The sequence below is a fragment of the Isoptericola variabilis genome, from assembly GCF_050311655.1.
GTDB lineage: Bacteria > Actinomycetota > Actinomycetes > Actinomycetales > Cellulomonadaceae > Isoptericola > Isoptericola variabilis.
Map to the genome: position 1 here is coordinate 115,052 of NZ_JBNOZM010000006.1, position 26,324 is coordinate 141,375.

The following is a 26,324-nucleotide window of genomic DNA, read 5'->3' on the forward strand; positions in this document are numbered from 1 at the left end:
CCTCATGGTAGGCCGACTTGAACGGTCAATCCGCCCGTGGGTACGGTCCGGTTCGGCTCCCCGAGCAACCATCTTCCGCCACCGAACGAGGACCTCCGCCGCATGACGCTTCTCCGCATCGACGCCAGCATCCAGGGCGACCGCTCCGCCAGCTCCGCGCTGGCGGACACCGTCGTCGCCGAGCTCACCGCCGCCCGACCCGGCACGGCCGTCGTCACGCGGCACCTGGGCCAGGACCCGCTGCCCGCCGACGCCTGGGCGCTGGCCACCTCGGCCGGCGTCGTCGCCGCGGCGGAGCGCTCGCCCGAGCAGGCGGCGGCCCTCGACCTCGCCGCGGCCCTGGCCGACGAGGTCCGCGCCGCCGACGCGCTCGTGCTGGCCCTCCCCCTGTACAACTACGGGGTCTCGCAGCACGCGAAGGCGTGGATCGACCTCGTGACCGTCGGTTTCGGCACCGGCGTGCCCGCCCTCGAGGGCAAGCCCACCGTGCTCGTCACCACGCGCGGCGGCGCCTTCGGCGAGGGCACCCCGCGCGAGGGCTGGGACCACAACACCGCCTACCTGCGCCGCATCCTCGCGGACCTCTGGCTGGCGGACCTCACCGTCGTCGAGCGCGAGTTCACGATGGTCGGGGTCAACCCCGCCCTCGACCAGTTCGCCGAGGTCGCCGCCGTCATGGCCAAGCAGGCCGAGGAGGACGCCGTCGCGGCAGGCCGGGCGCTCGCCGCCCGCTGACCGCCCGGGCCGGCCCGCCCGGACATGCATCGAGCGTGCCGACGTGCTCCTCGAACCTGAGGGTTGAGGAGCAAGCCGGCACGCTCGATGCGGGTCCGGGCGGTGCGTCAGCCCTCGAAGGTGACGTCCAGCGTGATCTCGCCGACGCCCGCGAGCGCCTTCGAGACCGGGCAGCCGGCCTTCGCGGCCTCGGCGGCGGCGCGGTACGCGTCCGCGTCGATGCCGGCGGCCGCGCCCACGACGGTGAGCTTGATGGTCGAGATCTCGAACCCGCCGCCCGCGGCCGGGCGCAGCGTGACGTCGGCGGTCACGTCCGTCTTCCCGGGCGTGCCGCCCGCGTTCGCGACCTCGAGCGAGAACGCCATCGCGAAGCAGGACGAGTGCGCCGCCGCGATGAGCTCCTCCGGGCTGGTGACGCCCTCGGCGTCGTCGGCGGCGCGACGCGGGAACGACACGTCGAACGCCGCGGCGCCCGAGCTGGCGAGCTCGACCCGGCCGGAGCCCTGCTGGATGTCGCCGTTCCAGGCGGTGCGTGCGGTACGGGTGGGCATGGGAGTTCTCCTTCGTGCTCCGGGACAGGTCACGACGACCGTAACCCGCCCCCGCACCCCACGTCAGGGACCGACCGCGTGGTGGCGGTCACGTCCCCGAGACCGCGTCACCACCCGTAGCCCTCGCGCTCGTCCGGGCCGGTGCGGTCGAGCACCGCGACCAGGTCGGCCGCCGTCCGGCCGGCCATGGCGTCCTCGAACGAGAACCGGACGTCGTCCTCGGGCACGCGCAGCGGCTCCGCGCGCGCCGCGCCCTCGAGCTCCCCGACGCCGATCGTGCCGTCGTCGTAGGGCAGCAGGGCGTCCTGACCGAGCCAGGTCCAGTGCCCGGGCCTGGCGGGGTCCTCCGCGGCGGGCCGCCAGAGCAGCGCGATCACGTACGAGTGGCCCACCTCGACCCGCGGGGTGTCCTCGATCGCGACGCGCGTGCGCACGTCGCCCCGGACGATCGTCCAGGGCACCGGCAGCACGAAGGACTCGCCCGGGGCGGCGTGCCGCGGGTCCGCTGACGACCACGCCAGCTCGTCCACGCGCAGCGTGACGTCGCGGCGGACGGACCGCTCGCCGGGCGGGTTCCCCTCCTCCCGCGGGAGCAGGGACTCCGCCTCGTCCACGGCGGTCGCGACCACGACGTGGTCCGCCCAGGTCACCCAGTCCGCGGCCGTCCGGCTGGGGAACGCCTCCTCCGCCATCGCGACCACGACGCCGGACGGCGCGGCGGTCGGCGAGCGGTCGGTCGGTGCGGCGTCGGACGGCGCGGCGCACGCGGCGAGGCCCGCCGCGAGGGCGCCGGCCGCGGCGCGACGTCCCGCTCCCGCGGGGCTCATCGCGGCGCCGAGAAGTCCATCGCGTCGTCGGCGACGGCGACGACGGACCACGCGTTGCCGTCCGCGTCGGACAGCTCGTACGCGGGGACGAGGGCGACGGAGCCGTCGTCCAGCGTCTGCTGCGCCAGGCCGAGGCGGGCGTCGGTGATCTCGACGTCGGACACGGGCCAGTCGACCGGGTCGCCCGCCGCGGGGGGTGCCGGGGGCGCGGTCGGCTCGGTCCCGTCGTCCTCGGACGCCGCCCACACCACCTCCTCGTCGGCGTACGCGACCGGCCAGGCGGAGCCGGAGAACCGCGGGTCGCCGAGGCGCTCCACCGCCTCGGCAGGGCTGATCACCGGGTACTCGCCGAGGTCCTCGGTGGTGGCGAGGAAGCCGTCGAGCCACGCGATGCCCCGCTCGCCCACGGTGGCGCTCCACTGCGCGCCCGTGCGGGTGCCGTCGACCACCTGGTACGCGGTGACCCAGCGGCCGGGGTCGCCGTCGGACTTCTCGCCGACCTCGATCTCAAAGCCTGCGGGGTCGACGCCGAGGCTCCGCATGACGTCGACCAGCGCGTCCTTCGCCTCACGGTCCCCGACGGACGACGTGCCCGGCTCCTCGCACGAGGGCTCCGCGTCCTCGCCGTCACCCGCACCGTCCCCCTCGTCGCTGCGGGCGACGGCGTCCTCGCACCGCCACGGATCGGCGTCCGGGTCGTTGTAGCCGAATGTGGCGCTGCCGTCGGCGGACAGCCAGACGTGCGGCCCGCTGCCGTCCTGCGGCCCCACGTTCCAGCCGTAGTCCCAGCGCGGCTTCCCCTCGACGCCGAGCGCCTGCGCGACCCGGGCGGCCCCCTCGCGGGTGGCGGCGTCCGTGGCGTCGAACGCGTACGCCGATGCTGTGCCGCCCGCGGTGGACAGGCCCTCGCCGTGGAACAGCGCGCGGCCCGACGAGTACCAGCTCGGCAGGGTGGACGCGCCCGTCGACGATCCCGCGACGGCGGACGCGCTGTCCTCTGCGGCGCCCATCGCCGCGCCCCCGGCCGCGGCGTCGTCCCCGGCCGACCCGGCGGCCCGGCCCCCGCCGTTCAGCACGATGGGGGCGTCGGCGGCCCCGGCGGCGTCGGACGCGCCCGGCGCCGCCGCGCCGCCGAGGGCGTACCCGCCCACGCCCACCCCGGCGAGCAGCACGACGCCCGCGGCCGCCAGCCAGGGCGCGCGACGCCGCCCGCGGCGGGCGGCGAACACGTCGCCCTCCCGCTCCTCGCCACCCCGCTCAGCGCCGGGGCTCCCGTCGCCGCTCGCGCCCTCGGCGACGGGCGCGTCGCCGGCCAGCCGGGCGTCGACCGCCGCGCGCAGCCCCGCACCGATCGGCCCCGCCCCGGCGGCCGGGTCCGCCGCCCGCAGCCGCGCGAACGCCTCGTCGACGCGGTCGTCGCGGTCGTCACGTGGCGTTCCCGGGATGCCCGTCACGCCCTCGGGCACGTCGTCGCGCGTCTCGTCCCGACCCTCGTCGCGGCTCATGCTGTCCTCCCGGCCCCGCGGCCCGCCGGCGCGGCGGGCGTCTCGCACCCCGTCTGTGTCGTCATCGCACCCCCGCTTGCGCGGCGGCGTCGCCCTCGCCCGCGCCGTCATCGGCGCCCGCGTCCGTCGTCTCGTCCGACTCCGCGGCCCAGGCCGCGCGCAGCCGCGCCCGGGCGCGGGACAGGGCGGCGTCCGCTCCCCCGCGCGAGACGCCGAGCACGTGCGCCAGCGCGTCGCCGCCGATGCCGTCCCAGGCGACCAGGAGGAGCACCTGCCGGTCGCGCGGCGAGAGCCGGCCGAGGACGGCGCGCACGCGGTCGTCGTCGACGGCGAGGGTCGCCGGGTCGACGTCGTCCGGGACGTCGGGCACCACGGCGACGGGCGTCGGCCGGGCCTTGCGCCGGTGGTTGGCCAGCACGAAGCCGGCCGTCCGGTACAGCCACGGCAGCTCGGCCCCGCGCGGCACGTCCGCCCGCCGGCGCCAGGCGGTGGCCAGCACGTCCGCGGCCAGGTCCTCGGCGTCCGCGCCGCCCGCCGGCAGGCGGCGCACGAGGTAGCGGTGCACCGCCCCGGCGTGCGCGGCGAAGAGGTCGTCGAACCACGTGGTGTCGTCGACGGCAGCGTCGTCGCCGTCGCCGGAACGGGCCGTCTCGTGCGGGTCCACCGGGCCTCCTGCGGTCCTGGGCGCGCGAGGGCGCGCGCCACCCCTCGACGCGACTGTGTCGTCGCGGGCCCCGGTCTTGCACCCGCGCGCGCCGACATCACCCGCAGATTCATCCCTCCGGCCCGACCGCGGGGACCTACGGTGCGGACATGACCGTCGACACGGGCGCGGCGCCCGCCAGCACGGAGCCCGAGGCGCCGGCACCCCGTCGACGCCGACGGGGCCGCTGGGTCGTGCTCGGCACGCTGGCGGCCCTGCTGGTGGTCGCCGCCGGCGCGGTCCTGCTGGTGCGCGACGCGCTCGCCGCGCGCGGCGCCCTCACCCGCGCCGCCGCGCAGGTGCCCGCGGTCACCGAGGAGCTGCGCGCCGGCGTCCGGTCCGAGGCCGACGACTCCCCCGCGACGCTCGCCTCCTCCCCCGCACTCGCCGAGCTGCGCCGACAGACGACGATCGCGCGCGGGGCGACCGACGGCCCGCTGTGGTGGCTGGCCGCTCGCGCGCCCGTGATCGGCCCGTCGGCGGCAGCGACGGCCGACGTCGCCGTCGTGCTCGACGACGTGACGGACGACGTCCTGCCCGCGCTGGCCGACCTGGCCGACGCCGTGGCCTCCACGGGCCGCACCGTCGACGGCGGGCTCGACCTCGCGCCCCTGCGGTCGGCCGCCCCCGGGATGGTGACGGCCCGGACGACGGTCGACGCGTCGCTCGCCCGGCTCGACGCCGTCGACCCGGACGCGCTGCTGCCGCAGCTCGTCGATCCCGTGACGACGCTGCGCGCGCGGGTGGACGAGCTCGCCGGCGCCGTCGCCACCGGAGACCGGGCCGCCGCGCTCGGGCCCGCGATGCTCGGCGCGGACGGCCCGCGCACCTACCTGGTGCTGAGCATGAACAGCGCGGAGCTGCGGCAGGGCGGCGGGATCCCGGGCGCGCTCATCCTGCTGCGGGTCGACGACGGCCGCGTCGAGGTGGTGCGCCAGGTCGCCGCCACCCAGGTCGGCCCGTTCCGCTCCCCCGTGCTGCCGCTGTCCTCGGACGACGACGCCGCCTACACGGGCCGGCTCGGCATGTTCGTGCAGGACGTGACCGCCACCCCCGACTTCCCGACGTCGGCCGCGCTGGCCGCCGAGATGTGGGCGCGGGCGCAGGGCGAGCAGGTGGACGGCGTCCTCGCCGCCGACCCCGTCGCGCTCTCCCAGCTCCTCGCGGAGACGGGCCCGGTGCGCGTGCCCGTGTCGCGCCCGGTGGCCGCCGCGCTGGGGCGCGACACGGTGGAGCTGACCGCGGAGAACGCCGTCGACGTGCTGCTGCGGCGCGTCTACGACGTGCTCGACCCCGACACGGCGGACCGGTTCTTCGCCGACGCCGCCGCCGCGGTGCTCGCCCGGGCCACGTCCCCGGACGCGTCCCCCTCCGCCCTGCTCTCCGGCCTCCAGCGGGCCGCCGGGGAGCACCGCGTGCGGGTCTGGTCGGCCGATCCCGTCGAGGAGGCGCGCCTCGAGGGCACGCTGATCGCCGGCTCGTACGCCACGGCCCCGCGGGCGGCGGACGCCGTCGGCGTCTTCCTCGCCGACCACGTGGCCGGGAAGATGTCGGCCTACCTCGACTCGTCGCTGCAGGTCGTCGGGAGCGAGTGCACCGCGGGCGGCCGGGTGGACACGCTCGAGCTCACCCTCGCGTCGACGGCCCCCGCCGACGCCGCCACGTCGCTGCCGTCGTACGTCGCCGGGCTGCCCGACGGAGCGCACCCGCCCGGCACCCTGAGCCTCGCCGTGACGGTGTCGGGGCCGCGCGGCGGCGAGGCGCCGCGGGTCGAGCGGGACGGGACCGCCGTCGGCGGCGACGCCCGCACCACGCACGGGCGGCCCACCCAGACGGTCACGGTGGTCCTCGCCCCGGGCGAGGCCACCACGCTCCGGCTGGTCGTGCCCGCCGCGGCGACGGACCGCCCAGGCGGCACCCCCGACGGCCGGCTCGAGGTCTGGTCGACGCCGACCACGACCACCGGCGGGCTGCTCGACGTCGAGGCGCCGAGCTGCGGGTGAAGATGCCCCGCGGCCTGCGGTTTCACCCGGGTGAGACGGGGTCCGCGGGCGGTGCGCGCGGCTAGCGTGATGGCCGCAGGCAGCACCCAGGACGCACGGAGAGCACCGCCCCCGAGGAGTCGAGATGGCCCACGCACGCACCGCAGCCGGCGCCGCCGTCGGCCTCCTCCTGAGCGGCGCCGTCGCGCTCGCGGCCGCCGCGCCGGCCCTCGCCGACACGGACCCGACCAGCAGCCCGAGCCCGAGCAGCACCGACTACCCGCCGCCCGAGGTCCCGACGCTCACCGCGCAGATCTTCCAGCCCCTGTGCGACGGCGACGTGCCGAAGCTGCGCTACGCGGTCACCGCCACGGGCACGGACAACGACACCGTCACGATCACGTGGCTCAACCCGGGCGGCGACGACGTCGTCCAGTCGGGGCTGCCGATGAGCGGCACGGTGCTGTGGCCCGGCGCCGAGGTGGACGCGTCGGGCGCCCCGCTCGACTGGCCCGGCTGGCGGCTCGAGGACGGCGTCTGGGTGGAGGGCGACGAGTTCGACTGGGTGCGCCCGTCCGTGGACGTGAGGCTCGAGGTGAACCCCGAGCTCACCATGACCGCCGCCTACCCGCCGTCGTCCCCGAGCTGCGCGACGAACCCGCCCGGCACCGTGCCGCCGGAGGACCCCGGCGAGCCGACCCCCGGCACGACCGTCCCCGCCGCCGTGCCCGCGGACGGCGCCCCGCCCGCGGCCGCCCCGCCCGCCTCGGGCTTCCTGCCGCAGACGGGCGCCGGCGTCGCCGGGCTGGTCGCCGCGGCCGCCGCGCTGGCCGCCGCGGGCGGCGTCGCGATCGGCATCGCGCGCCGGCGTCGCACCGACCACTGACTCGCACGCCCCGAACCCTCGTGTGCGGGCGTCGGGCCCCTGTTCCGGCCGGGACAGGGGCCCGACGCTCGCTCAGAGCCTCCGGTGGGTCGGGCTCGGGTGGGGTCAGCAGGCGCCCTGGTCCGCCCAGACCCCCCACTCACCGGTGGTGCCGGGCTCCTCGCCCTGCGTCCACCACTTGGCCCGCCACTCGTGGCCCTCGTGCGCGACGACGGTGCCGCCGGTGTAGACGGCGGTGCGGTCCCACGCGGTGGCCGAGCAGTCTCCGGGCTCCGTGGGCGGGTCCGTCGGGTCCGTGGGCGGGTCGGTCGGATCGGTCGGCGGGTCCGTCGGGTCAGGGCCCGGGTCGCCCGGGTCGACGGGGCCGGGCGTACCGGTGAACAGGCCTGCCTCGACGGCGTCGAGCAGCTCGCCCGGCTCGTCGCCGGACAGGTCCCACCACATCGCGCCGCCCAGGCCCTGTGCCCGGATGTACTCCGACTTCTGCGCCACGGTCTGCGGCGTGTCGAGACTCCACCACGTGGTGCCGTCGTAGCGCCAGGCGGCGCCCACGGCCTCGTCGTAGTAGCCGGTGCCCCGGTTCTTCAGGAGGTCGTAGTCCTCGATGCCTGCCTCCCAGGTGGCGGGCGCCCCGCCCGTCGCGGGCCCCCACGGCTCGGCCTGGGTCGCGCCCGTCCAGCCGCGCCCGTACATCGCCATGCCCAGCCCGAGCTGCGCCGGGTCGACCCCGTTCCCGACGTACTCCTGGACCGCCTTGTCCGCGCTGAAGCGGCGGCCGTCGGCGCGCGGGTCGGCCGGGTCGTCGTACAGGTTGATCTGGTGCCCGGTGAGGTCGGGCTGCCAGGCGCCGTGCAGGTCGTAGCCCTGGATGTTCCCGTAGTCGAGGGACTCGAAGATCGCCGGGTCGTTCCACCCGCCGGCCTCGATGTCCTCCGGGTTGGCGGGCAGGAACGCCGACAGCAGGTAGTCCTCGCCCGTCGTCGCGCCGTACGCGTCGAGCTGCCTGCGGAACTCCGCGAGCAGGAGCTTGAAGTTCTGCCGGTCGTTGACCTCGTCGACGTCGTTGCCCTCGTTGCCGTTCTGCGAGCCCGGCCACTCCCAGTCGATGTCGAAGCCGTCGAAGATTCCCGCGGCGGCGCCGGGGCCCCCGCGCCCGTCGATCACGGGGAGGTTCCCCTTGAGGTACTGGTCGACGCACGAGCTGACGAACGTCTCCCGCGACGCCTGGGTGGCGGCCGCCCTGGAGAAGTTCTTCGACCACGTCCAGCCGCCCAGGGACAGCATCACCTTGAGGTGCGGGTACTTCGCCTTGAGCTGCTTGAGCTGGTTGAACGACCCGGCGAGCGGCTGGTCCCAGGTGTCGGCGACGCCGCCGACGCTGGTCGCGGCCGTGTAGGTCATGCCGTAGTCGGCCCAGGCGTCGCCGGCGCCGTCGGAGCCGTTCGGGCCGGTGCCCTGGGCCTTGTTCGCCTCGAAGCAGGTGAGCGTCTGGTGGTGGATGTTGCCGAAGGAGTAGTTGAGGTGGGTGAGCTGCTCGGCCGCGCCGGAGTCCACCAGGTCCTTGACCTGGAAGCCCCGGCCGTACACGCCCCACTGCGTGAAGTAGCCGACGTTCCGGTAGCCGTTGATCGCGCTGTCGCCGGGGTTCGCCGGCTCGGCGACGGCGCTCTGCGCGGCGGCGACGGCGCCGACCGCACCGCCGGCGGCCACGGCGAGCGCCGCGGCCCCGGCGAGGATGCCGCGGAGACGACGTCGTCGGCGCGGGCGTCCGGGGTGCTGCGGTGCCTCTGCGTGCCTGTCCATCGAGGTTCCTCCCTGTCCTGCACGGATGGGCCGCGCCCGCAGGCGCGGGTGGAGCAGATGGTGCACGCAAAAGTGAAGACGGCTTCCTCTCCTCGCGGCATCCGGGACCGCCACACTCCCCGGCGCCCGGGATACGCGGGAACGCGTACGTCCGCGGCTCCCGGCCAGGTCAGGCCAGGTCAGGGGCGGCTCACGACGCGGGCCGCAGCGCGACGACCGTCAGCTCGGCGCGCGAGCTCACGCCGACCTTCCGGAACACGCGCCCCAGGTGCACCTCGACGGTGCGCACGGAGACGCACAGCCGGTCGGCCACCTGCTTGTTCGCGAGGCCGTCCGCGACGAGGCGCGCGACGTCGAGCTCCCGCGCCGTGAGCACGCCCGCCCAGCGCGCCCAGACGTCCGCGAGGCCGTCGGGGTCGCCCCGGCACGAGCGCACGGCGCTCACGACGAGCGACGGCACGGCCGCCGGGCGCGGGTACCCGAGGTCGCGACAGGCGGCGACGGCGGCCGCGACCGGCTCCGGGCCGACGGCGCGCAGCCCGGCGGCGAGGGTGTCCGAGCCACCGGTGCGGCGCGCCACCTCGGCCGCGAGCCCGCCGACGACGTGCGACACGGGCAGCCGCGCGGCGGCGTCGTCGAGCACGCGGGCGGCCTGCTCGGCGTCGCCGCCGCGCAGGAGCACCAGGGCCTGCACCACCCGCAGGTGCGCCTCGGCCAGCGGGGACAGGCCGTCCGTCCCGGTCCACACCGCCGTCTCCCGGTACGGCACGGCCGTGACGACGGCGCGCGCCAGCACCTCGTCAGCCTCGCGCGGGTAGCGGTCGAGGCGGGCCAGGGCGTCGACCACGGCGGCCAGGACGGCGCGGTCGGCCGGGGACACCGTGGCGCGCGCGACCGGCACGACGAGGCGCGCGAGCCGGACGCCCGGCGGGTCCTCGTCGTCCTCGTCGAGGGAGGCCGCCCCGGGGCGGGTGCCGGTCCCGGCACGGTCGAGCGGGCGGGCGTCGGCCAGCGCGAGCACCGCGTCGCGGGCCCGCTCGGCGCCCTCCTGGACGGCCGCCACGCCGGTGCTCGCGACGCGCTCGAGCCACCCGACGGCGTCGTGCAGGTACCCGGCGAGCAGCGCGGCCCGGCCCGCGACGAGGAACGCGCGCGCCCGCACCTCGCCGGTGCCGTGGCTGGCCGCCTCGCGCGCGACGGCGTGCGCCGCGACCGCGCACCCCTGTCCCAGCCGCTGCCGGGCGAGGCGCACCAGGCCGTCGGCCAGCGCCGGGTCGCCGGCGAGGGTCGCGAGCGCGGCGTGCCACCGTGCCGCGCCGGGCTCCCCCACGCGCTCCAGCTCGGCGGCCAGGGAGGCATGCACGGCCGTGCGCTCGGTGAGGTCGGCGTCCTCGTGCACGACGGCGCGCAGCCGCGGGTCCGCGACCCGGTACCGGCCGTCAGCGAGGTGGAGGTGGCCCGCCAGGGGCGGCGCGAGCAGCCGCTCGACGGACGCGCCGGTCGCCCCGAGCAGGACGTCGACGCGGTCCAGGACGAGCACCCCGGCGGCCAGGAGAAGGCGCCGGTCCTCGGGGTCGAGCACAGGCCCGTCGAGCGCGGCCGCCCGCACCGCGGGCGTCACCGGGAGCGGGTCGGGCAGCGCGGCGACGCCAACGAGCTGGCGGGGGTCGAGCAGGCCGAGCGTCTGGGCGAGGGCCTCGGAGTCGGCGCCGACGAGCTCCGAGACGCGTCGCACGACCTGCGGCGCCACCGGGCGGGCACGCACTCCTGGCGGGGACTGCCAGGGCGCTGCCGTGTCCCGGATCGAGGTCATCATCGCCCTCCCGTCTCGTGCCCAGCCTCGGTGCTCGGCGGCACCACTCTGCCGCATCGCCCGAGAATTTGCGCGAAGACGCAGGTCAGCGATTTGTCAGGTCTCCACCAATATAGTCACGGGGCCGTCGTTCACGAGCTCGACGGCCATGTCCGCGCCGAACCTCCCGGTGGCCACCTCGAGTCCCCGCGACCGCAGGTCGGCGACGACCGCGTCCACCAGCGGCTCGGCCACCGGGCCGGGCGCGGCCGCGTTCCAGGTGGGCCGGCGGCCCTTGCGCGCGTCGCCGTACAGCGTGAACTGGCTGACCACCAGCACCGGGGCGCCCGCGTCGGTCACCGAGCGCTCGTCGCGCAGGATCCGCAGCTCCGCGATCTTGCGCGCGACGGTCGCCACCTCGGGCGGTCCGTCGTCGTGCGTCACGCCGACCAGCGCGAGCAGGCCGGGACGGTCGATCGCGCCGACCACCTCGCCGTCGACGGTCACGCTGGCGCGGGTGACCCGCTGCAGCACGGCCCTCATGCGACGTCCGCGCCGAACGCCGGGCGGACCGCGCCGACCGGGGCCCCGCCGCCCAGCACGGGCGTGACGCCGACCGCGTCCAGTGCGGCGGCGTCCGCCCCCGCGAGACCTGCCGCCCCGGCCGCGCGCATCGCGGCGGCAAGGACGGCCGGGCGCGCCCGGTCGCCGCCGTCGAGGATCTTGAACGCCACGGCCGAGCCGTCGGGCAGGCCCGCGGCGCACACGCCGTCGGCGCCGATCTTCGCAATGGCGCCGGGCACGGCGGTCATGACGAGGGTGTCCTCGCGCCCGCGGCCCGCGACCATCTCCGGGTACCGCGACATCGCGCGCGCGATGCGCCCGCCGTCGTCGCTGCCCTCCGCGCCGGCGGAGCCCGCGGAGGCGAGGCGGCCGAACGCCCGCGCCAGGCCGAGCACGGTCGTGGAGAACAGCGGCGCACCGCAGCCGTCCACGGTGACGTGCGGGTCCGCGTCGCCCGTCACCTCGACGACGGCGTCGCGCACCGCGCGCTGCAGCGGGTGGTCGACGTCGAGGTAGGTCGCCGTGTCCCAGCCGGCGGCGACGCAGGTGGCGAGCATCCCGGCGTGCTTGCCCGAGCAGTTCTGCGCGATCCGCTCCGGGCCGTGTCCCGCCTCCTGCCAGGCGAGCGCCTCCGCGCGGCCCAGCGGCAGGTCGGGCGTGTTGCGGAGCGCGGACTCGTCGAGCCCGGCGCCGGCGAGGATCTCGCGCACCCCGGCGAGATGCTCGGGGGCGCCGCTGTGGCTGGCGGCCGCGAGCGCCAGCAGGCGGTCCGGCAGGTCGAGGCCGGCCCTCAACATGGCCAGGGCCTGCAGCGGCTTGACCGACGAGCGCGGCCAGATCGTCGTCGTCGGGTCCCCGAGGGCGAGGCGGACTGCGCCGTCCGGCCCGGTCACCACGAGGTGCCCCAGGTGCACCGACTCCACGAGGTCGCCGCGCACCACCTCCGCCAGCGGGGCCGCACCCCGCGCGACGGGCGCGAGCGAGCCCGGCGTCGTCACCGCGCCCACGTCACCAGCCGCCCGTCGGGCCCTGGGGACGACGCCCCCCGCCCGTGCCGTACGGCTGGATCCGCGGGCGCACGTCCACCCAGTAGATGATCGCGGGCGTCACGGCGATGACGTTGAAGAACGACCCGGCGGTCATGAGCATCGGCGGCAGCCCGAACAGCCCGATGAGGGCCGCGATGCCGAGGATGATCAGCCAGATGTTCTTCTTCAGCTTCCCCTCGGACACGTAGGCGTTCGCCGGCCGGCGGGCGGCGTCGAGGAACGCGACGAGCTGCACGACGAACACCACGACCGCGAGCACGACGAGCAGGATGTACTGGAAGGATCCGAAGGCGGCGGAGATCACCCGCCCGAGCCTACGGGAGCACGCGGAGTCTGCGGGAGCGTGCGGCGCCCGCGACGTGCTCGTCCCAGGCGGCGACGAGGCTGTCCTCGTGCGCGACGGCGAGCGCGCTGGCCACGTGCAGGGCGTCGGCGCCGCGCAGCGGCACGGGGCAGGACGCGACCAGCTCCGCGGCGCGCGCGGAGACCTCCGGCGTCACCTCGAGCGTGTGCAGCCCGGCGCTCAGCTCGTCCCAGAGCGCGGTGCCGCGACGCCGCGCGAAGGGGTCGAGCACGCCGGCCCGCTCGCCGGCGGCGAGCGCGGCCCGCACCTCGGCGTCGGCGATGCGCGACGTGACGACGACGTCGGCGCGGTTCCACAGCGCGCTCGCCAGCGCGGAGCCGGGCTCGGGCACGCACAGCTTCACCAGCGCGCTGGCGTCGAAGTAGACGAGGGCCATCCTGCTCCGTCCGGTCGTGGGGGGTGCTCAGCGGCGGATGCGCCGCACCAGGTCGGACATGCGCGACGCCGGCCGGGCGGCGGGGCGCGGGGCCGGCCGGGCGGCCTCGTCGTCGGGCACCGCGTGCACCGGACGCTCCGTGGCGGCGGGCGTGAGCAGGCCGTCACGCACCAGCCCGGCGACGAGGTCCGCCGTCTGCACCCCCGACAGGCGGGCGACCGGCACCCCCCGCTCGGTGATGACGACCTCCTCGCCCGCCCGCGCCTTCTCGATCCACGACTTGAGCTCGGCGCGCAGCGCACTCACGGAGACCTCCATGACCGACGACCGTACCGCCCCGACCCGCTCGTCCGACAGACGCTCCGGTGCGGCGGCGTCAGATGGCGCGGCGGTAGGCGCGGAACGCCAGCGACGCGAGCGCGCCCATCACGGCGACGGCGGCGGCGAGCAGCCCCAGGTGCAGCCACACGGTGCCGGGGTCGGCGAAGCCCTGCAGGGCGTCGCGCGCGACGACGACCGCCCAGTCGAACGGGTTGTACCGCGCGGCGGTGGCGATCCAGTCCGGCGCGAGGGCCGGGTCCATGACCGCCGAGGACAGGAACATCAGCGGGATCGTCAGCAGCTGCGAGACGCCGATGAGCGCCTCCTGCTGCCGCGTGAGCAGCGCGACGGCGCCGGACAGCGCGGCGAACAGGCAGCTCAGCAGCGCGACGGCGACCAGCATGACGAGCACGCCGGGGACGCCGCCCGGGAACCGCGCCCCGCCGAGCCACGCGACGCCCACGACCACGAGCGCCTGCGCGCAGCCGAGCAGCGCGTACCAGGCCATCGTCGCGGACAGCAGCGCGCCGCGGCTGGTGGGCGACGCGAGGAAGCGGTCCATGACGCCGCGGTCCATGTCCTGCACGAACGTGGTGCCCGCCCAGGCCGCGCCGCCCATCGCCGTCATCATGACGACGCCGGGCGTGAGGTACTCGAGGTAGCTGACGTCCGCGCCGCCCGCGAAGCCGGGGATCTCGATGACGGAGCGGAAGAGCTGCCCGAACAGCAGCAGCCAGATCATCGGCTGCAGCAGGTTCATCACCATGAACACGGGGATGCGCATGCCCTGCCGCGCCTGCCGGCCCGTGAGGAGGGCGGCCTGGGTCAGCGCGCCCGTACGACGGGCCGGTCGCGACGTGGTGCGGCCGGGGGTCGGGTCGATCGTCGTGGTGCTCATGCCGCCACCTCCGTGGCCTCGGCGCCGGCGGTCCCGGCGGTCGTGCTCGCGGCCCGGTGGGCCGCCTCCAGGCTGCGGCCGGTGTGCCGCAGGTAGACGTCGTCGAGCGTGGGCCGGGACACCCCCGCCGCCCGCACGTCGAGGCCCGCGGCGTCGAGCGCCGCGAGGAGGACGGGGAGCGCGGTGGCCCCGGCGTCGGCGCGGGCCCGCAGGGTCCGCCCGTCGGTCGTGACGTCGACGACGCCGGGCACGCGCGCGGCCACCGGTGCGGCGGCCGCCGCGGCGGCGACGTCGTCGAGCTCGACGGTGACGCCGTCGCCGCGCAGCTCGTCCTTCAGCGCGTCGGGGGTGCCCGCCGTGACGACGCGGCCCGCGTCCACGATGACCACCTGGTCGGCGAGGCGGTCGGCCTCGTCCAGGTAGTGCGTCGTCAGCAGGCTCGTCATGCCGTCGCCGGCCGCCATGCGCTCGATCTCGGCCCACATCGCGGAGCGCGCCTCCGGGTCCAGTCCCGTGGTGGGCTCGTCGAGGAACAGCACCTGCGGCCGGTGCACCAGGCCGACGGCGACGTCGAGCTTGCGCGCCATCCCGCCGGACCAGGTCTTCACCAGGCGGTCGGCGGCGTGCGCGACGCCGAACCGCTCGAGCAGCTCGTCGGCCCGGGCCCGCGCGTCGCGGGCGCCGAGCCCCTGCAGCCGCCCGGCCAGCACGAGGTTCTCGCGACCCGTGCCCATGGGGTCGGTCACGGGGCGCTGCGCCACGTAGCCGATGACCCGCCGGACGGCGGCCGGGTCGCGCACGACGTCGTGGCCCGCGACGCGCGCGGTCCCGCCGTCCGGGGCGGAGAGCGTCGCGAGGATCTTCACGGTGGTGGACTTGCCGGCGCCGTTCGGCCCGAGCAGGCCGAGCACGCTGCCGGGGGCGGCGGACAGGTCGAGGCCGTCGAGCGCGCGCACGGTGCGCGCGCCACGACCGGCCCCGCGGGCGGAGCCGTAGGACTTGGTCAGGCCGGCGACGTCGATCGCCGGCCCCGAGAGGGTCGGGGTGGACATGGTTCCTCCTTGCTGGATGGTCCAGGGTTCGGAGGGTCCGGCGCACGCCCTAGAGTGAGGGTGCGTGCAGGGTGCGGTCGTGCACCGGACCCGAGCCACCGGTCCCGGGCGATGGCAGTCGCCCGGGACCGTTCTTCTGCTACTTCTCCTGCTGCTCGCCCTGCGACCTGAAGAGCATCCGGGCGAGGACGAGCATCATCACCGCGAGGGCGACGACGAAGGTCAGCCAGGACCACGCCCAGCCGACGGTGAGGCCGAGCACGACGAACACGACGAACGCCGCCAGCCAGATGACCATCGTGTAGACGCCGAACCGCGCGGCGGCGGCTGGGTCCTGCTCGAACCGGTCGAAGTCGTGGCCGGTGGCGTGCGCCCGCGCGACGTCCCGCACCCAGGCCTTCTTCCGGTTGGTCTGCGTGACGCCGAGCATCGTGAACAGCACGCCACCCACGACGACGAGCCCCGCCGCGACGACGTACACCCACGCCTCGAAGGTGCCGAGCAGGGTGAACCCGGCGAGGAGCAGGCCGAGGACGGCGAGGCCCGTGGCCAGGTAGTAGCCGCCCGCGCGCCGCGACGGCATCGGGTGGTTCGTCGTCGTCTCCTGCGAGAGCGACGACCCGACGACGAAGCCGGCCGCGCTGGACGCCGTGAGCAGCAGGGCGGCCACCGCGACGGCGGGCAGCGCGAGCACGCCGAGGGGCGCCAGCAGGCACAGGGCGACGAGGGCCACGAGCACGACCGATGCGAGCACGACGCCCAGCACGAAGCGGGGCTTGGGGCGCACGCGCTGCTGCTGGGCGACGGCGAACGCCTCCTGCAGCGGGGTGCGGGGCGCGCCGCCGGTCTCGGCCGCGACGTCCGCCTGCGCGTCGGCGACGATCGCGCGGACGTCCCCGAGCTCGTCGAACGCCTGGCGGGCGGCGTCGTCGGGCGAGGCGCCGCCGGCCTGCAGCTCGGCGGCCCGGGCCTCGAGGTTCGCCCGGATCTCCTCCTTGAGGTCCTGGACCTCGGGGGACGGCTCGACGCCCGCGAACGCGTCGTCGAGGAGGCGGTGGACGGTGGTCATCGGGGGGTGTCCTTGTCTGTGCTGGTCCCTGCGCCGGTGCTGGTGCCGGTGCTCAGGAGGGAGTCGATGACGTCGCGGGTGGCGACCCACGCGGCGACGTTGCTCCGAAACACGGCCCGCCCGGCGTCCGTGATCCGGTAGTACTTGCGGCGCCCGCCCTGGGACTCGTCGCCCCAGTAGGCCTCGACCAGGCCGTCCTTGGTGAGACGGCGGTACGTCGCGTAGAGCGTGGCCTCCTTGATCTCGTGCGCCCCGCCCGTGGCGTCGCGGATCGTCTTGTAGATCTCGAAGCCGTAGCGGTCCCCGCGACGCAGCGTCGCGAGCACGATCGTGTCGGTGTGACCACGCAGCAGGTCGGCGGAGAACGCGTCGTCCGCCGTCGAAGGTTCAGCTCGCTGCATCACGACAGGTACTGTATCTCATCAACTACTCGACGACAACAGGTGCTGCACGTGCCCCACCTCGCGGGGTTCGCCGTGCCGTCCTCGGGAGACCGTGCGAGCCTGCAAGGCGGGACACCTGCTCACCGCGCGGACGCCGTCGTCCGCCCCGACCCGAAGGGCACGCGATGGCCGCACCGAGCGCACCGACCGCCGAGCCGGAGGCCCTGCCCCAGCGCCGGGTCCTGGCCATCTTCGGCGGGCTCATGCTCGCGATGCTGCTCGCGGCGCTCGACCAGACGATCGTCGCGACGGCCCTGCCCACGATCGTCTCCGACCTCGGCGGCGCGGAGCACCTGTCGTGGGTCGTGACGGCGTACATGCTCGCGAGCACGGCCACCACGGTGCTGTGGGGCAAGCTCGGCGACCTCTACGGGCGCAAGGCGCTGTTCATCGCCTGCATCCTCATCTTCCTCGTCGGGTCGATCCTGTCCGGCACGTCCCAGACGATGGCGCAGCTCATCGCGTGGCGCGCCGTGCAGGGCGTGGGCGGCGGCGGGCTCATGGTGCTGTCGCAGGCGATCATCGGCGACGTCGTCCCGCCGCGGGAGCGCGGCAAGTACCAGGGCTTCTTCGGCGCCGTCTTCGGCGTCTCGTCGGTGGCCGGCCCGCTGCTCGGCGGCTTCTTCGTGGACAACCTCGACTGGCGCTGGGTCTTCTACATCAACATCCCCATCGGCATCGTCGCGCTGCTCGTCGTCGCGTCCGTGCTGCCGCACATCGACGCCGGCAAGAAGCCCCGCATCGACTACGCCGGCATCATCCTGCTGGGCCTCATCTCCACGTCGGTCGTGCTGGTCACCAGCCTGGGCGGCACGACGTGGGAGTGGGCGTCGTGGCCGGTGTACGGGATGATCGCGCTCGCCGTCGCGTCCCTGGTGGCGTTCGTCGTCGTGGAGCAGCGCGCCCCCGAGCCCGTGCTCCCGCTCCACCTGTTCCGCAGCAAGGTGTTCTCCGTGGCCGCCGTCGTCGGGTTCGTCGTCGGCTTCGCCATGTTCGGCGCGATCACCTACCTGCCGCTGTACCTGCAGACGGTCAAGGGGTCCACGCCCACCGAGTCCGGGCTCGAGATGACGCCGATGATGCTCGGCATGCTGCTGACGTCCATCGGGTCGGGGCAGCTCATCTCCCGCACCGGGCGGTACAAGGTCTACCCGATCGTCGGCACCGCGATCACGGCGTGCGGGCTCTACCTGCTGTCGCTCATGGGCCGCGACACCACCACGCTCCAGGCGGGGCTGAGCATGTTCGTCCTCGGCGCCGGGCTCGGCATGGTCACCCAGGTGCTCGTCATCGCCGTGCAGAACGCCGTGAGCTATCGCGACCTCGGCACCGCGACGTCGGGCGCCACCTACTTCCGCACCATCGGGTCGTCGGTCGGGGTCGCCGTCTTCGGCACCGTCTTCGCGAACCGGCTCGGCCAGGAGCTCGGCGCGGGCGTCCCGGCGACGGCGCAGGGCCCGTGCGGGCCCGGGGCGCTGGCCGCGTCGACCCAGACGCTCGGGCAGTGCCCGCCCGAGGTCCAGGACTGGTTCCTCGACGCGTACGCGGGCGCGCTGCACGTCGTCTTCCTGTGGGCGGTGCCGGTCGCGGTGCTCGCGTTCCTCCTCACCTGGCTGCTGCCGGAGGTCGAGCTGCGCACCGCGACGCGCGGCGACGCCGCCACCACCGCCGGGCAGGCGGCGGGCGAGTCTTTCGCGCTCGGCTCCGCCCGCACGTCCCTCGACGAGCTGCGCCTCATCCTGTGGCGCCGCGTCGGCAAGCTGGACCCGCTCAAGGTGTACGAGACCATCGCGCGCGACGACGACCTCACCGCCGAGGAGGCGTGGATGGTCACCCGCGTCTCCCTCAAGCGGAAGCGCTCCGTGCGGCTCATGGCCGAGCGCACGGAGGTCTCGCCCGCGACGGTGCGGCGCGTCGCGGAGGCGCTGGAGGCGCGCGGCCTGGTCGAGGTGGACGGCGACGCCGTGCTCGCCACGCCCGACGGCGACGCCGCGGCCGAGCGGATCCGCGAGGCGGAGCGCCGGCGGCTGCGGCGGTACGTCGCCGAGTGGCCCGGCGGGGACGACCCCGAGGTGGACGAGCTCGTGGAACAGCTCACCCACCAGCTCCTCGCCGACGACACGGACGTCGTCGAGCACCGCTGAGCCCCCGCGGGCCGGCCGTCACATCTCCGGCAGGGCGTCCCGGGCCTCCTCGGGCGGCAGGCCGGCGGCCTCGAGCAGGTCGACGACGGGCGAGCGCAGCAGCAGCACCAGCGACTGCACCTGCCAGTACCCCTCGCCCACGGTGCGCGGGTCGACGTCGCGCGCGACGTCCAGCAGCGCGTCACGCGCCTGCGCCAGGCCGGCGCCCGACCCGAGGGCGGCGGCGAGCAGGCGCACGCCGTGCGCGAGCCGCACGACGAGGTCCGCCACCGGGTCGGCGGTCGGGTCGACCTCCGGCGGCGGCGGGAGCCCTCCGGACAGGGGCGCCGCCGACACGCGGTGGCTCCCCTCGTCCCCCAGCTCCCCCAGCGAGCGGAGCGTCGCCGGGGCGCGCCTGGCGAGCACGCGCACGCTGCGCATGGCCCGGTCGACCAGCACCGCCTGGCCGGTGAGCCGCGTGATCTCCGCCCTCAGCAGACGGTTGACGCTCACCCGGGCGATCTCGTCCGACTTGGTCGCGACGTCGTGCCACTCCTCGAGCGTCTTCTCGGCCGCGCGGCCGCGCACCAGGGCTGCGGCGAGCTCGTCGGCGTCGCCGTCGCGCAGCCCGAGCGCGACGGACTCCAGCGTCAGGGCCAGCTCCCGGGTCGCGCTCTGCGCCAGGTCGCGGATGCGCCGCCGCGGGTCGCCGGGCGTGATCAGCGCGACGAGCAGCGCGACACCGCCCCCGACCAGGGCGTCCGTCCACCGGCCGAACGCCCCGTTGGTCGCGACCGAGGCGGGCAGGCCGACGACGACGCCGGCCTGGACGCCCGCCTGGATCGTCACCAGCGGCCCCCGGTCGACGAACCGGGCGATGAGGGCGGAGACGCCCATCACCAGCGCGATCTGCCACCAGCCGGACCCGATGAGGTGGACCATGACGTCGCCCAGCGCGACGCCGAGGGCCACGCCCGCCGCGACCTCGGCCACCTTGCGCAGCTCGCGGTCGAAGCTGAACCCGAGGCACACCCACGCCGCGATGGCGGCGAAGAACGGCTGCGTGTGCCCCAGCACGACGGTCGCGATCCCGTACGCGACGCCCGCGGCCAGCGCCGCCTGGACGATGGGCCAGAAGGCCGTGCGCACGCGCGCGATGCCCTGGCGCAGCCGGATGCGCCGGGGCAGGGTGCGCAGCGCGGCCCGCGCCGCGGCGCCCGCGCGCCGGGACACGGGGACGTCGCCCGCGGGACGGGCCGAGGGCTCGTCGCTCACGGGCGCCCGCTCACAGCAGGCCCCTCACAGCAGGCTCTGCGGGGCGTCGGGCCCGCGCGGCGTGAGGCCGCGCGTCAGCGGCCCGTGCGCCTCGGGGCGGTCGGCCGAGACGCCGTCGCCCGGCACCACGACCTCCTGCGCTGCCGCGACCTGCAGCTCCTGCCCGCCGACGTCGCCCACCACGGTGAGCTCGGCGTCCTCGGGGGTGGAGCGCTTGATGACGGCGAGCGCGACCGGCCCGAGCTCGTGGTGCCGAGCCACCGTGGTCACGGTGCCGACGGGGCGGCCCTCGGGTCCGCCGACGAGCACCTGCGCCCCCGCCTCGGGGACCACGTGCTGGGAGCCGTCGAGGTGCAGCATGACGAGGCGCCGGGGCGGGCGGCCCAGGTTGTGCACGCGCGCGATGGTCTCCTGACCGCGGTAGCAGCCCTTGTGCAGGTGGACGGCGGTGCGCAGCCAGTCGAGCTCGTGCGGCACGCTGCGGTGGTCGACCTCGTGCGCCAGCCGCGGGCGCCACGCCTCGACACGCAGCGCCTCGGTGGCCCACGTGCCGGCCAGGCGCCACCCGGCGGCCTCGCGCTCGGCGACGGCGGACTCGAGGTCGGCGCGGGGCACCAGGACGAGGCGCCACGGGCGGTCCAGGCCCGGGTGCTCCGTCTCGGGCGGGCCGTACCGGGTGCCGCCCTGGGCGACGCGCGGCCAGGTGTCCCACCAGGTCACGGGCTCGCCCTCGGCACCCTCGGCGGCGACAGGCTCGCCCAGCGCCGCGTACTCGGCGGAGAGGTCGTCGATCTCGACTCGCATCATGAACTTCATGCGCTCGAGCCAGGCGGCGAGCGGCGCGGCGTGGTCGCCCTCGGTGACCAGCCAGGTGGCCTCGCCGTCGTCGACGACGGCGGCGGCGTGCTCGACGTGACCCTGCGGCGACAGCACGAACAGCTCGGTGGAGGAGCGCGGCGCCAGCGCCTGCACGTCCTGCGAGGTGATCGAGTGCAGCCACGACAGGCGGTCGGGGCCGGCGACGCGCACGACGCCCAGGTGCGACTGGTCGACCACGGCACCGCCGCGCGCCAGCGCGCGCTGCTCGGCCACGGGGTCGCCGTAGTGCCAGGCCACGCCCTCGTCGGCGCCCGTGGCGGCCACGGCGCCCTGCCGGGCCAGGAGCGGGGAGGCCACCATCAGTCGCCCTCGACCCGGTCCAGCTGGGCGGAGGCGTACGAGCCGAGCGGGCGCCCGAACGCGGCGAGCTCCTCGACCCACATCAGGCGCCCCTCGACCAGGCCGTACAGGCGCTTCGCCGCGGTGACCTCCGCGGCCGTGGAGGTGCGGGCCACGAAGTCGGTGGCCAGGTCGATGCGGCCGTTGCCCGCGACGCCGAGGAACAGGGACAGCCGGCCCGACGCGTCGGTGACGAGCACCTCCAGGGCGTGCCGGTCGTCCTCCAGCCCCTCCGGCCGGTCGCTCGACACGCGCCAGTAGCCCGTCTCCGTCGACCAGACCGTGTCGGGCTCGTCGTCGCCGGGGGTGCCCTCGCCGTCGGCCGCCGCGGCCGAGCGCACGCGCAGCGTGGACTCGAAGCGCAGGTAGGGCCCGCCGTCGTGGTCGAAGACGAGGTCGTGCACGAACGGCGTCTCGTCGATGCCGGTGTACTCGATCACGCCCTCGCCCCGCCAGCGGCCCACGAGCCACGCGAGCGGGTAGACCTCGGGCGCGAGGCCCTCGGGGAAGGCGAAGGGCATCAGCGCTGGCCCTGGAACAGCTTGTAGACGACGTAGCCGGCGAACCACAGGATCGTGACGGTCACGACGACCAGCAGACCGGTGAACACTGCCTCGAGAGCTTGGATCGACATGCCGCGATCCTACCCAGGCACCCGGGTCTCGTTCAGCGTGGGTCCCGGCGCGGGGGCGCCGCGTCGGTAGGGTCGCCGCCCATGAGCACCCCCGACGCGACGCCCGCCCGCTCGCTCGTGATCAAGACCACGTCCGGGACCGACCGGCCGGAGGCCGCGAACCAGGCCCTCACCGTCGCGGCCGCCGCGGTCGCGGCGGGTGCGGAGGTGAGCCTCTGGCTCACCGGGGAGGGCGCGTGGTTCGCCGTCCCGGGCCGCGTCGCGGAGCTCGACCTCGAGCACGCGGCGCCCGCCACCGACCTCCTCGACGCCGTCCTCGCCGCCGGCTCGGTCACCCTGTGCACCCAGTGCGCCGCGCGCCGGGGCCTCGGGCCCGACGACGTCCTGCCGGGCGTCCGCATCGCGGGCGCGGCCGTCTTCGCCGAGGAGGTGCTGCGCCCGGGCGCCCAGGCGCTCGTGTACTGACGCCGTGCGCGCCGCCTCACGCCCCGCTGTGAGGCGCACCACCCGTCGGCCGGACCCCCTCCCGCCGGGCACCTCCCGTGCCGTAGATTGAACGTTGAAGCATCCGTGTCCTCGTCACGGAGCACCTCCCCCGCCGTCGCCCGCCGCTGGCGGGCGCCCGCCCACCGACGTCCTGATCCCGGAGAACGCCTCATGACCTCGCCCACCCGGACCTGGAACGACCTCGTCATCCCGGCGGCGGGGACGTACCTGCTCGACGAGGCGCACAAGCGGCTGGGCTTCCTGGCGATGCACATGATGGTCAGCCCCGTGCGCGGCGAGTTCCCGGTCGGCACCGCGACGATCCACGTCGGCGAGGACCCGCTGCGGTCGGCAGTCTCGGCCACGCTGGAGACGGCGACGATCACGACGCACAACCCGGACCGCGACACCCACCTGCGCAGCGCGGACTTCCTCGACGTCGAGAACTACCCGACGATCGAGTTCCGCAGCACCGGCATCGAGTGGCGCACGCAGGAGGACCCGATGTTCTCCTGGGCCCGCCTCAAGGGCCGCACGCCGGGCCGCGCCGACACCGCCCCGAGCACGCTGAAGACGTCGGCGAAGTTCGTGCTGCACGGCGACCTCACGATCCGCGGCATCACCCACCCGATCGCGCTCAACGCGGAGTTCGGCGGCGCGGGCCGCGACCCGTTCGGCAACGACATCTTCGGCTTCAACGCCACGGCCGACTTCGAGCGCGAGAAGTACGGCCTCACCTGGAACGTCGCGCTCGAGGCGGGCGGCGTGCTGGTCGCGAAGACGGTGCGCATCGAGCTCGCGGGCGAGGCCATCCGCCAGGCTCCCCCGGAGCCGGCGCCCGCGATCTGACGGGGCTCCCCGACCGGGCTACGCCAGGACCAGGCGCCCGACGACGAAGACCAGGATGCCGCCGACGGCGACCGGCGCGGTGACGGCGGCCAGCACCGCCCGGCGGCTGGTCAGCGCGGGCTGACGCTCGAACAGCAGCCGCAGCACCGCGACCACCAGACCCGTGACGGCGCCCGCGACCAGGCCGCTCACCGGGTCGATCGACGGCAGGAGCGTCGCCACCCCGCCCGCGGCGACGGCGCCCAGCGCCACCCCCACGAGGGAGCCGGCCCAGCTGCGCGCGACCGGCGTCGCGGACACCGCCGCGGCGACCGCCAGGCCGAGCGCGCTCACGACCACGAGCGACGCGCCCGCCTCCGAGCGCCCCGCGGCCACCCAGCCGGAGGCGCAGACCGCGACGACCGCGCCGGTCACCGTGCCGCTCACGGACTCCACGAGCCGGGGTCGCCCGCCGCGGCGCAGCATCTCCGCGACGAACGCCAGCACCAGCGCCATCGCGAGCACCAGCGGCACGTTCCGCAGGACCGGCTCGCCCTGGGTGGCCCACGCCACCGCGACGGCACCGAGCCCGGCGACCGCCACCACGACCGTCGCCCCGCCCTGGGCGGGCAGCCGCAGCAGCGGCCCCCACCCGGCGGCGAGGAGCAGCACGAGCACGCCGGCCACGGCCGTGAGGGGCAGGATCCCGTAGTCGTTGAGGGCGGCGGCCGCCGCGACGACGGCGGAGAGGACGGCCGTCCAGACGGCGCGGGTGGTCACGGTCACGACGACGAGTGTCGCAGACGGCGGACGGCGCCCCCGCCGTCCGGCCCCCGGCTCCCGACCCCCGGCCGACACGCCGCGGCACGTTCACGGCCGTGCCCGTCACAGTCCGGTCGTCGATCGGAAACGCGCCCGCAACACGGTTCGGGGCAGACTGCGGGAACCGGTCGCACGGCCGGGACGGCTGCGGTGTGATCGACACCGCACCGCGGTACGTTGGCGGACGCACCTGTCGGACGCTGTCGAACGGACCGTCCGACGACCGGGAGGAGGTGCCGGTGGCCGAGCTGCTGATCCTCACGCCCGCCTCCGGCGGGTCGGTCGAGGTGCTGCCCGCCCTGGGCCTGCTGAACCACCGCATCCGGGTGCTGCCCATGGAGCCGTCCGCCCTGGTGGACGCCCCGGACTCCGACGTCGTGCTGCTCGACGCGCGTCGTGACCTCGTCGCCGCCCGCACCACGTGCCGGCTGCTGCACGCCACCGGGCTCACCGTGCCGCTCGTGCTCGTGCTCACCGAGGGCGGTCTCACCGTCGTCACGCACGAGTGGGGCGCCGACGACCTGCTGCTCGAGACCGCGTCGCCCGCCGAGGTGGAGGCGCGGTTGCGCCTCGTGATCGAGAAGTCGGAGCGCGGACCCGTCGACGACGGCCCGCAGGAGATCGCCGCGGGCGACCTCGCGATCGACGCCGGCGGCTACACCGCCCGGCTGCGCGGCCGCCCCATCGACCTCACGTACAAGGAGTTCGAGCTCCTCAAGTACCTCGTGCAGCACCCGGGCCGCGTCTTCACCCGGGCGCAGCTGCTGCAGGAGGTGTGGGGCTACGACTACTACGGCGGCACCCGCACCGTGGACGTGCACGTGCGGCGCCTGCGCGCCAAGCTCGGCCCCGAGCACGAGCAGCTCATCGGCACGGTCCGCAACGTCGGCTACCGGTTCGACCCGCCCAAGGAGCCGCGGCCCGCCGAGGGCGACGAGCCCGACGGCGCCACGACGCCCGACGGCACGAGCACGCCGGGCAGGGCCGCCCCCACCCGCTGAACCTTCGGCTGGGCTGCGCGCGCCCTCGCGGGCCACGGCGCACCGCAGCGGGTAGGTTCGACCGGTGACCGCGATGTCGGACTCCAGCGACTTCTCCAGCGCCCTGGTCGACGGACCCTGGCGGCACGAGCTCGTGCCCGCGAACGGCGCCCGCTTCCACGTGGCGCTCGCCGGGCCCGACCGGACGAACGGCGGCCGCAGCCCGCTCGTCGTGCTGCTGCACGGCTTCCCGCAGTTCTGGTGGGCGTGGCGCCACCAGGTGGAGCACCTCGCCGACGCCGGGTACCGGGTGGCGGCGATGGACCTGCGCGGCGTCGGCGCCTCCGACAAGCCGCCGTCGGGCTACGACGTCCCCACCGGCACGCAGGACGTGGCGGGCGTGGTGCGCTCCCTCGGCCACGACCGGGCGGTCGTCGTCGGGCACGGCACCGGCGGCGTCACCGCCTGGTCGATGGCGCGGCTGCAGCCCGCCGTGACCGCCGCCGTGGCCGCCGTCTCGGCGCCGCACCCGGCCCGCCTGCACGTCTCGGGGCGCCGGCTGCTCACCCCGACGGCCCGGCGCCAGCTCGCCGCCTACCAGCTGCCCACGCTGCCCGAGCGCCGGCTCACCGACGGCGACCAGGTGGCGCGCGTGCTGCGCGACGGCGCCGCCCGCCCCCTCGGCACCGACGCGTACGACCTGTACCGCACCGTGATGCGCATCCCGTTCGCCGCGCACACCGTGATGGAGTCGCTGCGCTGGCTCGTCCGCTCGACGCCGCGGCCCGACGGTCGCCGCTACCTCACCGCGCTGCGAGAGCCCGTCGACGTCCCCGTGCTCCAGGTGCACGGCGAGCTGGACGGGTTCCTCGACCCGCGGTACGCCGCCGTCGACGGCGCCGCGCTCGCCCGCGACTTCCGCTACGAGACCGTCGACGGCGCCGGGCACTTCCTGCCCGAGGAGGCCCCGGACGAGGTCGGCAAGCTGCTCGTCGACTGGCTCGAGCACGCGCTCGCCCGCTGAGCGACGTCAGGGCA

27 protein-coding genes are annotated in these 26,324 nt (G+C 76.1%); 8 read left to right on the forward strand and 19 right to left on the reverse strand.

Annotated elements, in window-relative coordinates:
- The first annotated feature begins 102 nt into the window (after nucleotides 1-102).
- The gene (locus tag ACQP60_RS14350) at nucleotides 103-735 is read left to right on the forward strand and encodes an FMN-dependent NADH-azoreductase (protein ID WP_429733927.1); all 633 of its coding nucleotides are present in this window, start codon (nucleotides 103-105) and stop codon (nucleotides 733-735) included.
- 107 nt (nucleotides 736-842) lie between these two features.
- Here the strand turns inward: ACQP60_RS14350 and ACQP60_RS14355 are convergent, their stop codons facing one another.
- From ACQP60_RS14355 to ACQP60_RS14370, 4 genes are all read right to left on the reverse strand, one after another.
- Nucleotides 843-1,286, reverse strand: a complete 444-nt coding sequence (locus ACQP60_RS14355; protein ID WP_429733929.1) for an OsmC family peroxiredoxin — start codon at nucleotides 1,284-1,286, stop codon at nucleotides 843-845.
- A 107-nt stretch (nucleotides 1,287-1,393) separates the two neighbouring features.
- Complete coding sequence (locus tag ACQP60_RS14360) at nucleotides 1,394-2,113, reverse strand: hypothetical protein (protein WP_429733931.1); 720 nt, start codon at nucleotides 2,111-2,113, stop codon at nucleotides 1,394-1,396.
- The gene (locus ACQP60_RS14365; RefSeq protein ID WP_429733933.1) at nucleotides 2,110-3,618 is read right to left on the reverse strand and encodes a hypothetical protein; all 1,509 of its coding nucleotides are present in this window, start codon (nucleotides 3,616-3,618) and stop codon (nucleotides 2,110-2,112) included. The genes ACQP60_RS14360 and ACQP60_RS14365 overlap by 4 nt, the downstream gene beginning before the upstream one ends.
- 61 nt (nucleotides 3,619-3,679) lie before the next feature.
- Nucleotides 3,680-4,282: a sigma-70 family RNA polymerase sigma factor gene (locus ACQP60_RS14370; protein ID WP_429733935.1), complete on the reverse strand. Its 603-nt coding sequence runs from the start codon at nucleotides 4,280-4,282 to the stop codon at nucleotides 3,680-3,682.
- A gap of 149 nt (nucleotides 4,283-4,431) precedes the next feature.
- On the opposite strand from ACQP60_RS14370, the gene ACQP60_RS14375 reads away from it, so the two are divergent.
- Together ACQP60_RS14375 and ACQP60_RS14380 are read left to right on the forward strand one after the other, a co-directional pair.
- Nucleotides 4,432-6,324 (forward strand): DUF4012 domain-containing protein, encoded by a 1,893-nt coding sequence (locus ACQP60_RS14375; RefSeq protein WP_429733937.1) that lies wholly within the window; start codon nucleotides 4,432-4,434, stop codon nucleotides 6,322-6,324.
- A gap of 124 nt (nucleotides 6,325-6,448) precedes the next feature.
- Entirely contained in the window at nucleotides 6,449-7,189 is a 741-nt protein-coding gene (locus ACQP60_RS14380; protein ID WP_429733939.1) for an LPXTG cell wall anchor domain-containing protein, read from the forward strand.
- 105 nt (nucleotides 7,190-7,294) lie between these two features.
- Here the strand turns inward: ACQP60_RS14380 and ACQP60_RS14385 are convergent, their stop codons facing one another.
- From ACQP60_RS14385 to ACQP60_RS14435, 11 genes are all read right to left on the reverse strand, one after another.
- Nucleotides 7,295-8,992, reverse strand: a complete 1,698-nt coding sequence (locus tag ACQP60_RS14385) for a glycosyl hydrolase family 18 protein (protein WP_429733941.1) — start codon at nucleotides 8,990-8,992, stop codon at nucleotides 7,295-7,297.
- A gap of 190 nt (nucleotides 8,993-9,182) precedes the next feature.
- Nucleotides 9,183-10,805 (reverse strand): LuxR C-terminal-related transcriptional regulator, encoded by a 1,623-nt coding sequence (locus ACQP60_RS14390; RefSeq protein ID WP_429733943.1) that lies wholly within the window; start codon nucleotides 10,803-10,805, stop codon nucleotides 9,183-9,185.
- A 96-nt stretch (nucleotides 10,806-10,901) separates the two neighbouring features.
- Entirely contained in the window at nucleotides 10,902-11,327 is a 426-nt protein-coding gene (gene dtd, locus ACQP60_RS14395) for a D-aminoacyl-tRNA deacylase (protein WP_429733945.1), read from the reverse strand.
- A complete protein-coding gene (locus ACQP60_RS14400) occupies nucleotides 11,324-12,346 on the reverse strand; it encodes an asparaginase (RefSeq protein ID WP_429733947.1) in 1,023 nt (340 codons plus the stop codon). Before ACQP60_RS14400 ends, dtd begins: the two co-directional genes overlap by 4 nt.
- Before the next feature lie 10 nt (nucleotides 12,347-12,356).
- Nucleotides 12,357-12,701, reverse strand: a complete 345-nt coding sequence (locus tag ACQP60_RS14405) for a DUF2516 family protein (RefSeq protein WP_429733949.1) — start codon at nucleotides 12,699-12,701, stop codon at nucleotides 12,357-12,359.
- Between the two features lie 10 nt (nucleotides 12,702-12,711).
- On the reverse strand, nucleotides 12,712-13,137 hold the full coding sequence (locus tag ACQP60_RS14410) for a type II toxin-antitoxin system VapC family toxin (RefSeq protein ID WP_429733951.1): 426 nt from the start codon (nucleotides 13,135-13,137) through the stop codon (nucleotides 12,712-12,714).
- A gap of 27 nt (nucleotides 13,138-13,164) precedes the next feature.
- Nucleotides 13,165-13,455: a type II toxin-antitoxin system Phd/YefM family antitoxin gene (locus ACQP60_RS14415; RefSeq protein WP_429733953.1), complete on the reverse strand. Its 291-nt coding sequence runs from the start codon at nucleotides 13,453-13,455 to the stop codon at nucleotides 13,165-13,167.
- Between the two features lie 58 nt (nucleotides 13,456-13,513).
- Nucleotides 13,514-14,356 (reverse strand): ABC transporter permease, encoded by an 843-nt coding sequence (locus ACQP60_RS14420; protein WP_429733955.1) that lies wholly within the window; start codon nucleotides 14,354-14,356, stop codon nucleotides 13,514-13,516.
- Entirely contained in the window at nucleotides 14,353-15,408 is a 1,056-nt protein-coding gene (locus ACQP60_RS14425) for an ABC transporter ATP-binding protein (protein ID WP_429733957.1), read from the reverse strand. Before ACQP60_RS14425 ends, ACQP60_RS14420 begins: the two co-directional genes overlap by 4 nt.
- A 139-nt stretch (nucleotides 15,409-15,547) precedes the next feature.
- Nucleotides 15,548-16,477, reverse strand: a complete 930-nt coding sequence (locus tag ACQP60_RS14430) for a permease prefix domain 1-containing protein (RefSeq protein ID WP_429733959.1) — start codon at nucleotides 16,475-16,477, stop codon at nucleotides 15,548-15,550.
- The gene (locus ACQP60_RS14435) at nucleotides 16,474-16,878 is read right to left on the reverse strand and encodes a PadR family transcriptional regulator (RefSeq protein WP_429734371.1); all 405 of its coding nucleotides are present in this window, start codon (nucleotides 16,876-16,878) and stop codon (nucleotides 16,474-16,476) included. Before ACQP60_RS14435 ends, ACQP60_RS14430 begins: the two co-directional genes overlap by 4 nt.
- Nucleotides 16,879-17,045: 167 nt before the next feature.
- Here ACQP60_RS14435 and ACQP60_RS14440 point away from each other — a divergent pair, with 167 nt between their 5' ends.
- Nucleotides 17,046-19,064: a DHA2 family efflux MFS transporter permease subunit gene (locus tag ACQP60_RS14440; protein WP_429733961.1), complete on the forward strand. Its 2,019-nt coding sequence runs from the start codon at nucleotides 17,046-17,048 to the stop codon at nucleotides 19,062-19,064.
- 18 nt (nucleotides 19,065-19,082) lie between these two features.
- Here ACQP60_RS14440 and ACQP60_RS14445 read toward each other — a convergent pair whose 3' ends face one another.
- The 3 genes from ACQP60_RS14445 to ACQP60_RS14455 are packed head-to-tail and all read right to left on the reverse strand — an operon-like array spanning nucleotide 19,083 to nucleotide 22,057.
- Complete coding sequence (locus tag ACQP60_RS14445) at nucleotides 19,083-20,318, reverse strand: FUSC family protein (RefSeq protein WP_429733963.1); 1,236 nt, start codon at nucleotides 20,316-20,318, stop codon at nucleotides 19,083-19,085.
- Nucleotides 20,319-20,342: 24 nt separating this feature from the next.
- Nucleotides 20,343-21,497 carry a CAF17-like 4Fe-4S cluster assembly/insertion protein YgfZ gene (gene ygfZ / locus ACQP60_RS14450; RefSeq protein ID WP_429733965.1) on the reverse strand — a complete coding sequence of 385 codons (1,155 nt, stop codon included), beginning with the start codon at nucleotides 21,495-21,497 and terminating at the stop codon, nucleotides 20,343-20,345.
- A complete protein-coding gene (locus ACQP60_RS14455) occupies nucleotides 21,497-22,057 on the reverse strand; it encodes a heme-binding beta-barrel domain-containing protein (RefSeq protein WP_429733967.1) in 561 nt (186 codons plus the stop codon). Before ACQP60_RS14455 ends, ygfZ begins: the two co-directional genes overlap by 1 nt.
- A gap of 194 nt (nucleotides 22,058-22,251) precedes the next feature.
- Here ACQP60_RS14455 and ACQP60_RS14460 point away from each other — a divergent pair, with 194 nt between their 5' ends.
- Nucleotides 22,252-22,635, forward strand: a complete 384-nt coding sequence (locus ACQP60_RS14460) for a DsrE family protein (RefSeq protein ID WP_429733969.1) — start codon at nucleotides 22,252-22,254, stop codon at nucleotides 22,633-22,635.
- Nucleotides 22,636-22,827: 192 nt separating this feature from the next.
- Nucleotides 22,828-23,505, forward strand: coding sequence for a YceI family protein (locus ACQP60_RS14465; protein ID WP_429733971.1), 678 nt, complete (start codon nucleotides 22,828-22,830; stop codon nucleotides 23,503-23,505).
- A gap of 18 nt (nucleotides 23,506-23,523) precedes the next feature.
- Here ACQP60_RS14465 and ACQP60_RS14470 read toward each other — a convergent pair whose 3' ends face one another.
- The gene (locus ACQP60_RS14470; RefSeq protein ID WP_429733973.1) at nucleotides 23,524-24,270 is read right to left on the reverse strand and encodes a hypothetical protein; all 747 of its coding nucleotides are present in this window, start codon (nucleotides 24,268-24,270) and stop codon (nucleotides 23,524-23,526) included.
- 275 nt (nucleotides 24,271-24,545) lie between these two features.
- On the opposite strand from ACQP60_RS14470, the gene ACQP60_RS14475 reads away from it, so the two are divergent.
- Together ACQP60_RS14475 and ACQP60_RS14480 are read left to right on the forward strand one after the other, a co-directional pair.
- The gene (locus ACQP60_RS14475) at nucleotides 24,546-25,307 is read left to right on the forward strand and encodes a winged helix-turn-helix transcriptional regulator (RefSeq protein ID WP_429733977.1); all 762 of its coding nucleotides are present in this window, start codon (nucleotides 24,546-24,548) and stop codon (nucleotides 25,305-25,307) included.
- A 73-nt stretch (nucleotides 25,308-25,380) separates the two neighbouring features.
- Nucleotides 25,381-26,310 (forward strand): alpha/beta fold hydrolase, encoded by a 930-nt coding sequence (locus ACQP60_RS14480; protein ID WP_429734373.1) that lies wholly within the window; start codon nucleotides 25,381-25,383, stop codon nucleotides 26,308-26,310.
- Nucleotides 26,311-26,324 lie beyond the last annotated feature (14 nt).